We start from the raw sequence: 10743 nt of genomic DNA, 5'->3' as shown, positions 1-10743 counted from the left end.
AAGGAGGCCATCAGAAAGGGTATATGGTCACAAAAAAATTTAATTGAGCCCAAAGAAGCCATCGGATTAGTGTGTAAGGTCACAAAAAAACTAATTGTACCCAAAGAAGCCAAATGTTTCTACTTAGTGGGCACAATTATAATTATGGACCGTTGAAGGAGTTAGTTGCATCGGTGATCTGAAGCAACCATAAAAAAAACCAGCGCCCCCCGAAAAATCGATAAGACACTGGCACCCTATACTAAACATCCACCAACTTACTCCTGCGGCACTCCTCATGAAACGCCCGGAGCCGTTTCGTCCGCTCCATCAGCGTCTCCAAGAAATATTCCCAGTCATCCACGCGCTTCAACTTCTTATACAACGTCCGCAGCTTCTTCAAATGCCGCACGGCCATCTTATAGCTCGAACGATTTTTTTGATCAATCTCGCGCTGCGCGGTCTGATGCAGCATCCCAAGCAGCACCTCAGGCTGTTCCTTCTCAATCACCTTTAACCGATCCTTCGGCAGATCATAAAAATCCAAGCCGACAAACGCCTGAAGCTCGCCCCAGCGCTCATACTGCTTGCGCTCAAACAACAAATACTCATACTCCCCAAAACTATACGGAAGCATCACAAGCAAGCCGCGCTCATACAAATCCACCCGATCATTCTCTGCACAAAACGTGGTCAACGCCTTAAGGGCATTCCGGGCAAACGTCACACAACTATGATAACCGCCCAACGCCGTCAAATAGCCCTTCACTTTTTGCAAAAATAACTCAATCAAGACCGCAACGCGGCGCCACGCCTTCAACGTGGTCAAATACTCAATCCAAAACAGCATATAAGGCGTAATCTCCTCATCGGTAAACTGACCCATCAGCCGCACCGCCGCCTCATCATTCCCAACAAGGATATTCAAATGAACCCCAGCCACCATCAAAGGCAGCGGATTCTCCCAATCCTGGAGCGCCTTCAACCCAGCTTGGATCTTCGTCAACTCCTCCTCACGCCAATCCTTCTTTTTGAAAAATTGCACCCACAACAGCCGGTACAAATAAATCCGTTCATACTCTAACCCGCTACAGCAGCGCAAGAGGTCGAATGCATCATTCTTTAACCGTTCAATAAACTCATCAAACGCAAACGGCAGCGACTGGACACCAATTTTTACAGCTAAATCCTCGGCATCATCCATCAAATTGTGGAACAAATGCAAATAGGCACGCTTCACCATGTCCTCATCATGCCCGAGCTGCTCGCTCAGCATCGCAAGCTTTCGAAACGACACCACCATCGCAACCATTTCATACAACAAGCGCCATTCCTGCTCCACCGGTGCGCTCGCATGGATGCGCCGCTCATAAATGCCGTACAGCTCCGGAATCACATACGGGCTCGTAAACTTTTTCGAAGCCAGCAGCGTATCAAAGCTCACTTCAAACGAGTGAACCCATCGGCTGTAGTCCGGCTTCAGGATGCCATTCGCCTTAATCAAATCCTTCGCTGTCTGCATGCCCCAGTCTGCCACTTCCTTCTGCTCGCGCGCAGGCTCACGCCATGCCGTTACCCAGTCACCAACACTGCCAAACTTGGAAAAAGCTGCGAAAAAGGTAGCCATCTGATGGCGGCAAAAGCCCTCCGTAGGGCAGGTACACGAACTCATCGAGGCAAAGACCAAATCGAGCTTTACATAGACGCGCGTTACGTCCTGAACCATGGACGTGATTTTATCATTGAATATTTGTAATTGCTTGACCACCCCTTGACGGTAAAGCATTAAACCCTTTTGGACGAGCTTCGCATCCTCTGCATCAGTGGGAATCAAAAGCTCCCGAACTTGCTCCTCAAAATGCTCCATTTGTTCACTAGCATGCGTTGACTCCAAGGCCGAAACCCCCATTTCTAAAAATCCATATTCCTCTATTATAACCAAAAAATCGGGATTAGGTAAATGTGGGAAGGGGATGAACGAATAATGAAAAATCCCACCTTTATGGTGGGACGAGAAGTCTTTTTAGAATTTTTTCAAGAGAAGGTGTATGTGGAAAACCATAAACTTTTGATTCCACAGACTATTTTGTAAAGACGAAGTGATTTCATTCTTGATGCTTGAGTTGAATAAACGTGGTTAGTTCCACAAACTGAAAATGTGGAGTGATGGAAGCTTCGTGCCGCTGGAATTAAATGCTATGATCTTCTGACTCTGCATAGGTTTCTATGGTTGTGTCTCTACACTCCCAACACTCCGCCCGGTTCCTCTCCATCTTAGATAATTCCTGTCCGCATGAAATACAAATATCCATTAAGCATCCCTCTTTTCGTGTTTTTTATTAAAAATACCTACAACTTCATTTAGTAAAGAAGTTGTAGGTATAATTATAATACAAAATATTCCGATAATAAAGAACAAATAGATATAAATTAAGTTACATAATTTGCGAGTATATCACAATGCCGTTTCAAACCAAGAGAGTCATAGATGACTAGATAGGTAAGCATATCAAGAAGGGCCAGCGGTTCGACTATGCTTGAGCAACAAAGTGTCTGTAAACCGCTGGGTAATTCTCTGAAACTATTAGTTTATGATAGTAACCTTCACTTGTTTTCTGCCAAACTCCATAGCAGACTTTTGGTCCGGAATAAATACATCAATTCGGTTGCCCTTAATGGCGCCGCCCGTATCAGCAGCAGTCGCATATCCATGACCTTCCACATAAACCTTTGAACCTAACGGAATGACGTTTGGATCCACAGCGATGACTTTCGCATTTGGATTGGCATTCAAATCGACGCCTGTTTTGGTAATTCCGGAACAGCCTTCGCAACTTGCTGTATAAGCGGTTGCCGTAACCGTAATCGTTTTAGAAGACTTTTCAGCAGGAACCTGGGTCTCTGCCGACTTTACAGCCGTTTTTACCGGAGCTTTAGCCGTAATAGTTGATGGTTCCGCTGTATTTGGATAAATGACAAGCTGTAAACCTGGTCTAATGAGATCTGAGTTTAATTGATTCCATCTTTTAAGGTTATTTACGGTGGTACCATTCGTTCTTGCGATTCCCCACAGAGTGTCACCTGATTGAACTATGTATTTTTTGGATAATGTAACGTTTAGTTGATCATTAGGATGGATTAAATCGGAAGATAATCCGTTTAATGCTTTTATGTCTTGTACGGAGATACCATTATTTCTTGAGATCGCCCAAAGAGTATCGCCTTTTTTCACCACGATTTCTTTGGCTTGTACGTTTGCACTGATTGCACCCCAGATAGTTAGTGCTGCTAACAATGAATATACTTTTTTTCTCATTTAATTAACCTCCAACCTTATTTGTTTTCGTGAGTTGTTAGGTTAATATTAACACGAAATATTCTGAGAAAAAGAACAAGCATATGTTAATTAAGTTACATAAATTGCATTCATATCACAAATTCATCTCAAAAACAGCCAATCCCGGAAACGAAGACAAAACTTAAATTACAAACGTTACTTTTTCATTAAGAACGGTAGAAACCATAGCATGTATGAGTTCTTTTTATTAGAATGGGTTCAAATCTTCAATTTATAAAAGGAGGATGACTATGTTATTCAAAGCCCAAAAGAAAGCAGAAATAGGGGATCGTATCTTTTTTAAAAATGGAGTCAAAGGAATCGTTCAGAAGGTGTATGATAATTCTGTGATAACAAAGATCATCGAAAATAAGACGGAATTAGAGTTTAAAGAAAATATAACAGTCGTCGCACACAAAAATTATAGGGTTTTGGCGTAGAGGCCGAGCGTAGAAACAGGCTGGATAGCTTTAAAAGGCTGTCCAGCTTTAATGAATTTTGCGTATGGTTGTTATTAACAATGGAACCGTTAGGAATAACATAAGAACTAAAATGATACCGCTTAGATAATATTGAACATTAGGTTTATATCCAAAACTGCCGAAGATAAAGATAGAAGAAAGGAACAAAAAGGCTAAAAACAGTTCAAAAATAAAGGTAAAGATAAAAAAGAATACATAAGGAATCACGACCTCTTTATTAGAGACGTGTTGTAACGTTAATCCTTCCCAGCATAAATCAGCTAATTTATTGATTTTCCCCATTTGTATCACCCCTAATCATTCACATATACTCTTTTTAGTTTTCTCAATTTTATGATTTTTATAACAATATATTTTTAATATTGTCTCTGTTATAACTGAATGTTGAGTTCATTGTGTTTGAAAAATAAACGGCAAAATTCCGTTTAAATTGGGAAATACCCATATTTCCTTGAAAATAAAGGAAGTTTTTCCGTTTATATTATCCAAATCATTGGATTTTGTCTTATTTAGAGCAGTTAATCGGAATATCTCCGTTTATATCTGCTTCTTCAGCTCCCTCTATAACATTAGCCGGAAATTCTCCGCCTATGAATCTCATACCTACACGAAAATGAACAATGAAGAATAACAGAGCCTTAATTTTAAAAATAATGGTCGTGGAACGCGAAAAAAATTCATCAAAAAAAGCATTGCTGACGAAAGCAATGCTTTACTTAATAGATTAAGAAAGTATAACTGTCCAGCTCCAGACGCCATCGGCTCGAGATCACAAGCCAATAGACGGGCGCCTTGCGCTTTTCTTATTTCCACCATTGCCACCACTTTTTTTGACTAGCGGCGGCAATCTGGTTTCTTGTTTCTTCTTCTATTCTTTTACTTTGTTCGGCCATCAGCTGCTCTGTGCGTTGTACATACCGGAGAATATGATTCAGCTTCTCTTCTAGAGAGGCTTCCCGAACAGCCTTTTCCTTCAAATGCTTGATTAAATCTAAGTTTATTTGTTCCAAATGTTCGATTCGCTCTAGCAGCTCCTCATGATGACAGTCCTGCTTCCTATCCTGGTCATTAGTAGTCTGTTCTGCTTCCTTAACCGTGACCGTAGCATCTTCTTCTTCCATAACCGTATCCGTAGTATCTTTTTCTTCCGTATCCAATGTCATCACGGATAGAGCAGACTGCTCAATGGTCATCCCATCTTGCTTATTGAATTTGATTAATTGGCGGAGAGTGTCAACATCTTTTTCAAAATAGCTTCTGTGACCCTTCGCATTGCGGTGAATTTGATACCCATGTCCTTCTAGGTGAGTGGCATACTTCCGTAAAGTACTGCTATCTATTCCAAGCAGATCTTTTACGTCACTAGGTGAATAGATTTCCTCCATTACATTACACCTCCGCTGGAAACTTCTAAATCGAAAGTGGACTATTTAAAAAATAGATCAAAAGCAATGGTGATTAGCCAGCCAAGAACGAGAGCAGCTGATAAATATGTACTAAGATAAAGTAAAATCTCAGGCAAGATTTCTCCTCCTCTTATTTTTACTTGCAGTTTTAAATCCTTTTCTGTATTAGACAAAGCCATTATAACAAGCATTTTTTAAAAATTTGTCGAACGAACAGAAAGTAACCTATTTGTAAAAAGACTGTTAACTAGACTTAATAAAAGTACAAAAAGAGGAAGGATTCCCTTTAATAGACATGTGCTAATTTAACTATTTTAAGAAGTAGGTAAGACTTAACTGGACAAGAATAGGAATGTTACTTAGACTAAAAACAAATTCTACCAAACTAAAAATATGAAAATTCAAAAAATGATGGAGTTCTACGGATCACCCAAATCAGTTTGGATAACGAGGAGGAGTCATCATGATGGAATTTGATACGAAAATGGACATACACCAATTGGCATCGATTAAAGTAATCGGTGTGGGCGGCGGGGGAAACAACGCCGTGAACCGGATGATCGAGGACGGCGTCGAAGGTGTAGAGTTTATTGCTGTGAATACGGATGCACAAGCGATTCATCAATCTAAAGCAGGGACCAAGATGCAAATCGGTCAATCCTTGACAAAGGGTTTAGGGGCAGGCGCCAATCCAGAAATAGGAAAAAGGGCTGTGGAAGAAAGTAAAAGGCAGATAGAAGAAGTGTTAGCAGGTGCTGACATGGTTTTCGTTACGGCTGGAATGGGCGGTGGTACGGGGACAGGGGCAGCACCTGCTATTGCTGAAATTGCCCGGAAACTGGGTGCCCTGACAATTGGTGTTGTCACTCGTCCGTTCAAATTTGAAGGCAAGAGGCGGGCTGTCAACGCAGAAAGTGGAATTGACGCCATGAGGGAAGCCGTTGACACCTTAATTATTATTCCGAATGATCGCTTATTGGAGATTGTCGATCAGAAAACTCCTATGATTGAAGCTTTCCGTGAGGCGGATGCTGTACTTCGCCAAGGGGTACAAGGGATTTCCGATTTAATTGCTGTGCCAGGTTTAATTAACCTTGATTTTGCTGACGTGAAAACAGTCATGTCCCATAAAGGGACGGCCTTAATGGGAATAGGTATGGCGACGGGCAGCAATCGTGCGGCCGAAGCAGCCGAGAAAGCCTTAAATAGTCCGTTACTCGAAACTTCTATCCATGGAGCACAGGGTGTCATTATGAACATAACTGGCGGTCAAAATTTAAGTCTGTTTGAAGTACAGGAGGCAGCCGAAATCGTTGCTTCTGCTTCTCATGAGGAACTAAATATGATTTTTGGTTCGGTCATTAATGAGAACTTAAAGGACGAAATGATTGTAACGATTATTGCCACTGGATTTACTGAGCAAGAGAGTACCGTATTACAAAATGCCCCCTTGCCAGCAGAGGAAGAACTATCGAATCCATATCAAAGGGAACCACGTTATCGGACAGAGGAAGAACTATCAAATCCATATCAAAGGGAACCACGTTATCGGACAGAGGGAGAACTATCGAATCCATATCAAAGGGAACCACGTTATCGGACAGAGGATGAAATATCTCATCCGTATCCAAGGGAACAACGTAATCCTATAAACCATGGCAAACCCGTTCAAACTTATAACCGACCTTCAGAAAACTCTGCAGATTCTCTAGATGTCCCTGCGTTTTTGCGCAATCGAAAAAGACGATCTTAAAAAAATTCGTAAAAAAAGGTAAGCACCTTACAAGTGCTTACCTACTTAAAACCTCATCTAAAGAAATGATTTTATGCTTTAACTCTTTATTTGAATCTAACACACCTATGACAAATTGATTATCTTCTGTTAGTGTCGCATATCTAAATCGTTCCTCCTCATTGATGAGAAAAGCTGTTTCTTGTGCTGCCTCCATCTTCGCAAAGACACTGTCTGTATACTCAAGTGGGAGAAACTCATCTAATCCTTCTGTCGGCATCCCAACCCATTTAAATAGGAAATCTTTAATGGAGTATTGCTCAATCATGGATAATTTTTTCTTAAAAGATAGCTTATTGATGGGTACTGTTTTCATGTTAATCACTCCTCAAATTGTAAGAAAAGTGTACACCTTCAAATTTCTAACATCAACTGTATTATAGTAACAGAATATTTACATTTTTATTTCGGGCTCATGGTTAGGCGTGCATTTTAACTAAGGATATAAAATGTCGGGCACTCTAAACTATCGAAACCACAGAGGAAGAACTCCTTCAAGGGTTGAGGATAAGCCAATCTTTTATCCAATTTTTAGAAAATAAATTATGATAGACCTAAGAGGGGAGTGGATGGCTATGAAATTAGCGAAACTTTATGAAACACACGTAAATACAAGAAATTTGGAAAAAGCGATTGAATTCTATCAGTCTCTTGATTTGGAGCTTGCCTACGTGGTCAAGGAGAGAAGAGTGGCGTTCTTTTGGCTGGGGGACAACACCGTGAAGGAACAAATGCTGGGAGTGTGGGAGGTACCAGAAGAGAAGTTCACTACCTCGCACTTTGCCTTTGGCGTCTCGCTTGAAACACTAATGGAAGTACCCTCCTACTTAGAAAAAAGGGGAATTAAGCTCCGGCCATCATTTGGGGAAGAAACAACCGACCCCGAAGTCCATACCTGGATGCCGGCCGCATCCTACTATTTCAGGGATCCGGACGGCAACTCGCTGGAATACATTGCACTGCTAGAAGGATCGCCAAGACCTGAACTGGGAAGGATTCGTTTAAGCGATTGGAACAAAAGAAAGTAAAGCAAAGAAAAAGCCAACTCTCACTGAGTTGGCTCAATATTTAAGTCTTCCATATTTGATAGAGTAGAAACCTGTTCAAATAAATGAGAAAGATAGCTGTTCAATTCAAATCCATCTTCATTAACAAACTCGGATAATAGTAATAATTGACTTTTCATTTTTCCCATCTCCCTATGAAATGTCTTTACAATTACTATTCCCAATCTACCACTCTTTTATACATGAAAAATCTCCCAAATGGGAGATTTTTTTAATAGAATCGCTTAAATGCCGCAAAGTGGGCCGTATAATACGGGCTATGTAAATTAGAAATCATGATACCGTGCGCTTCATCCGCATGTATGAATTGATTTTCATTAAGATAGAACCCCACATGGGAGATTCCTTGCTTATATGTATTCTCAAAAAATACTAGATCGCCGGCCTTTGGTGTATTTACATAATAGCTGCGGTCATAATAGCCTGCTGCCGAAGTTCGGCCCAGCGATTTCCCCGCCTTATTCGCAACATAATAAATAAATCCGCTGCAGTCAAAACCGGAAGTCGAGCTGCCGGCCCAGACATAGGGAATCCCTATTAAACTCTTGGCTGTTGAAACTACCTTTGCCCCAAAATCTGAATCAGTCACAGGGGCTGCTGGTGCAGATACGACAGGAGCCTTGCCTGTCACCTTAAGTGTTTGTCCCACATAAATCATGTCAGACTTTAAGCTGTTAAGTGTCTTTAATGCCTGGACCGTCATGTCGTAGGTCACGGCAATTTTTCCAAGTGTATCTCCGCTTTTAACTACATAATTACTAGTGGCAGCGGTTGGCTTTGGTTTGGACGCTGCTGGCTTCGCTGCCGCAGGAGCTTTCGTAGCAGCTGGAGTGCTGGTACTAGTTTGTTTCGCGTTAACCTTAAGCTTTTGCCCAACATAAATCAAATCGGATTTTAAGCTATTAAGCGATTTTAATTGCTGTATGCTCATTCCATACGCACTGCCAATTTTGCTTAAGCAATCCCCACTTTTCACCGTATAAGTAGTCGTGGCGGTCTGCGGAGTAGCGGAAGTCACTGGTTTACTGGTACTTGCGGCCGCTGCCGGTTTCGTTGGTGCAGTTACCGTAACCGTTTTACCAGGGGCCGATACCTTAAGCGTTTGGCCCACATAAATGGTCGTACCCTTCAGGTTATTCCACTGCTGAATTTCGCCGACGGTGACATGGAAGCGGTTGGCAATCTTAATCAGAGCATCCCCGCTGACAACCTTATAAGTCGTTTGCTGAACCGCCTGAACGGAGGCAGCTGGTGCATTGGAGGAAAGCTGCAGCGTTTGATTCACATAAATCCGGTCAGAGGTTAAACCATTTAATTTTTTGATATTATCCACACTCGTATGATGATCCGAGGCGATTTTTGATAGAGTATCACCTTTTTGAACCTTATATGAAGCCGCCAGTGCGGAACCTGCAAATGCGAAAGAGAAAAGTGCCGTTGTCGAGAGAGAACGAATGATAGTTTTCTTCATCTAGGAGAAATCACCTCAAAATTTCATATTTTTATTAATTTTACCATAGTTTGCTAATATTTTCAGAAAAATTTCCCATATTTCTCATGGAATTTTAATTTTTCTTCGATTTGCGAACTTATATATTAATAAACGACAAAGTATTACAAAATGATTACATTTTCATAACGTTTTCGACATAATCTAGCAATCTCCCAAAATAGTCAGTAAACTGGAAATAGATATGTAAATACTGGGAGGAAAAATGAAAAAGAAACTTTTAGCATTCGTTACTGCTACTGTATTTGGGACATCGTTATATAGCACTTCAGCCATGGCTGCAACTATTAAAGTAAAAAGCGGGGATACTTTATCTAAGTATTCCAAGCAATATCATATATCTGTATCAGAAATTAAGGCCGCAAATAAATTATCAAGTGATAGAATTTATGTAGGTCAGAACTTATACATCCCTGAAAAGGGAAAGGCCGCGGCGAAAACAACCAGTGCGAGCCCGTCTTCAACCGTATATACGGTTAAATCTGGTGATACTTTATCATCCATCGCCAAGAAATATAAGACTACGGTAGCACAGCTTAAAGCGTGGAATGGTCTGAAATCGGACTTTCTTAAAATAGGTCAAAAATTAAAAATTAATAGCAGTAATGTAACGGTGACGGCCGCTAAACCTGCGGTGGCTGCTAAACCTGCAGCGAACACTATTAATAAAAACAAGTTAATTCAGGATGCAAAATCCGTGATTGGGACTCCTTATAAATGGGGAGGAGTTACGCCAAAGGGATTCGATTGCAGCGGATTTATTTATTATGTCATCAACAAACAAAAATCCAGCTCCCGTCTGACGGTGGATGGGTATTGGAAGACGACGAAACCGGTGCTTAAGCTATCGGTAGGTGATTTTGTTTATTACCAAACGTATAAGAAAGGTCCTTCGCATATGGGGATTTATGTTGGTAATGGTCAGTTCATTCATGCCTCATCGTCCAAGGGAGTCCAAATTTCGCAAATGAATAACTCTTATTGGAAACCTCGATATCTTGGGGCTAGACAATTATAAAACATAAAAATGACTATCATTTGATAGTCATTTTTTTATTGGTAGGTTTGTATTTTGTTTTTAGAGGGGGATTGACTACATTGCTGAAAGATTTATTGGGATAGCGGTCGCCAATAAGGCGGATAGCCAACCTTGTTGAATGAATTTTTCGG

11 protein-coding genes are annotated in these 10743 nt (G+C 41.0%); 4 read left to right on the top strand and 7 right to left on the bottom strand.

The features are described from left to right. Nucleotides 1-241 precede the first annotated feature (241 nt). Entirely contained in the window at nt 242-1873 is a 1632-nt protein-coding gene (locus CVD27_RS25335) for an SWIM zinc finger family protein (RefSeq protein WP_257984490.1), read from the bottom strand. A 690-nt stretch (nt 1874-2563) separates the two neighbouring features. Continuing rightward, the gene (locus CVD27_RS25330; RefSeq protein WP_101651688.1) at nt 2564-3295 is read right to left on the bottom strand and encodes a LysM peptidoglycan-binding and 3D domain-containing protein; all 732 of its coding nucleotides are present in this window, start codon (nt 3293-3295) and stop codon (nt 2564-2566) included. A gap of 272 nt (nt 3296-3567) precedes the next feature. Between CVD27_RS25330 and CVD27_RS25325 the strand changes: the two genes are divergently transcribed. Beyond that, entirely contained in the window at nt 3568-3756 is a 189-nt protein-coding gene (locus CVD27_RS25325; protein WP_101651686.1) for a DUF2187 family protein, read from the top strand. 48 nt (nt 3757-3804) lie between these two features. On the opposite strand, the gene CVD27_RS25320 is transcribed toward CVD27_RS25325, so the two are convergent. Both CVD27_RS25320 and CVD27_RS25310 read right to left on the bottom strand, forming a co-directional pair. After that, a complete protein-coding gene (locus tag CVD27_RS25320; RefSeq protein ID WP_101651684.1) occupies nt 3805-4080 on the bottom strand; it encodes a hypothetical protein in 276 nt (91 codons plus the stop codon). Between the two features lie 521 nt (nt 4081-4601). Beyond that, nucleotides 4602-5183: a MerR family transcriptional regulator gene (locus CVD27_RS25310; protein ID WP_101651680.1), complete on the bottom strand. Its 582-nt coding sequence runs from the start codon at nt 5181-5183 to the stop codon at nt 4602-4604. Nucleotides 5184-5667: 484 nt separating this feature from the next. Between CVD27_RS25310 and ftsZ the strand changes: the two genes are divergently transcribed. After that, complete coding sequence (gene ftsZ, locus CVD27_RS25305; protein ID WP_101651678.1) at nt 5668-6957, top strand: cell division protein FtsZ; 1290 nt, start codon at nt 5668-5670, stop codon at nt 6955-6957. A 37-nt stretch (nt 6958-6994) separates the two neighbouring features. Here ftsZ and CVD27_RS25300 read toward each other — a convergent pair whose 3' ends face one another. Continuing rightward, nucleotides 6995-7312, bottom strand: a complete 318-nt coding sequence (locus CVD27_RS25300) for a hypothetical protein (RefSeq protein WP_101651677.1) — start codon at nt 7310-7312, stop codon at nt 6995-6997. 259 nt (nt 7313-7571) lie between these two features. Here CVD27_RS25300 and CVD27_RS25295 point away from each other — a divergent pair, with 259 nt between their 5' ends. Further along, nucleotides 7572-8024 carry a VOC family protein gene (locus CVD27_RS25295; RefSeq protein WP_101651693.1) on the top strand — a complete coding sequence of 151 codons (453 nt, stop codon included), beginning with the start codon at nt 7572-7574 and terminating at the stop codon, nt 8022-8024. A gap of 20 nt (nt 8025-8044) precedes the next feature. Here CVD27_RS25295 and CVD27_RS28415 read toward each other — a convergent pair whose 3' ends face one another. Next, nucleotides 8045-8182 (bottom strand): hypothetical protein, encoded by a 138-nt coding sequence (locus tag CVD27_RS28415; protein WP_180960449.1) that lies wholly within the window; start codon nt 8180-8182, stop codon nt 8045-8047. Nucleotides 8183-8274: 92 nt separating this feature from the next. Further along, nucleotides 8275-9534: a C40 family peptidase gene (locus CVD27_RS25290; RefSeq protein ID WP_101651675.1), complete on the bottom strand. Its 1260-nt coding sequence runs from the start codon at nt 9532-9534 to the stop codon at nt 8275-8277. 244 nt (nt 9535-9778) lie between these two features. Between CVD27_RS25290 and CVD27_RS25285 the strand changes: the two genes are divergently transcribed. Continuing rightward, nucleotides 9779-10591: a C40 family peptidase gene (locus tag CVD27_RS25285; RefSeq protein WP_101651673.1), complete on the top strand. Its 813-nt coding sequence runs from the start codon at nt 9779-9781 to the stop codon at nt 10589-10591. The last annotated feature ends 152 nt before the right edge of the window (nt 10592-10743 follow it).

It is taken from the genome of Neobacillus cucumis, assembly GCF_002860255.1.
Lineage (GTDB): Bacteria > Bacillota > Bacilli > Bacillales > Cytobacillaceae > Neobacillus > Neobacillus cucumis_A.
The sequence above is the reverse complement of the archived record's forward strand: the minus strand, read 5'-3'. Positions and strand labels throughout refer to the sequence as shown.

What these genes read in the sequence shown, in the direction of transcription:
- CVD27_RS25330 (WP_101651688.1), bottom strand. Translation starts at nt 3,295, where the DNA reads ATGAGAAAAAAAGTATATTCATTGTTAGCAGCACTAACTATCTGGGGT.
- CVD27_RS25310 (WP_101651680.1), bottom strand. Translation starts at nt 5,183, where the DNA reads ATGGAGGAAATCTATTCACCTAGTGACGTAAAAGATCTGCTTGGAATA.
- CVD27_RS25285 (WP_101651673.1), top strand. Translation starts at nt 9,779, where the DNA reads ATGAAAAAGAAACTTTTAGCATTCGTTACTGCTACTGTATTTGGGACA.
- CVD27_RS25290 (WP_101651675.1), bottom strand. Translation starts at nt 9,534, where the DNA reads ATGAAGAAAACTATCATTCGTTCTCTCTCGACAACGGCACTTTTCTCT.
- CVD27_RS25320 (WP_101651684.1), bottom strand. Translation starts at nt 4,080, where the DNA reads ATGGGGAAAATCAATAAATTAGCTGATTTATGCTGGGAAGGATTAACG.
- CVD27_RS25300 (WP_101651677.1), bottom strand. Translation starts at nt 7,312, where the DNA reads ATGAAAACAGTACCCATCAATAAGCTATCTTTTAAGAAAAAATTATCC.
- CVD27_RS25295 (WP_101651693.1), top strand. Translation starts at nt 7,572, where the DNA reads ATGAAATTAGCGAAACTTTATGAAACACACGTAAATACAAGAAATTTG.
- ftsZ (WP_101651678.1), top strand. Translation starts at nt 5,668, where the DNA reads ATGATGGAATTTGATACGAAAATGGACATACACCAATTGGCATCGATT.
- CVD27_RS28415 (WP_180960449.1), bottom strand. Translation starts at nt 8,182, where the DNA reads ATGAAAAGTCAATTATTACTATTATCCGAGTTTGTTAATGAAGATGGA.
- CVD27_RS25325 (WP_101651686.1), top strand. Translation starts at nt 3,568, where the DNA reads ATGTTATTCAAAGCCCAAAAGAAAGCAGAAATAGGGGATCGTATCTTT.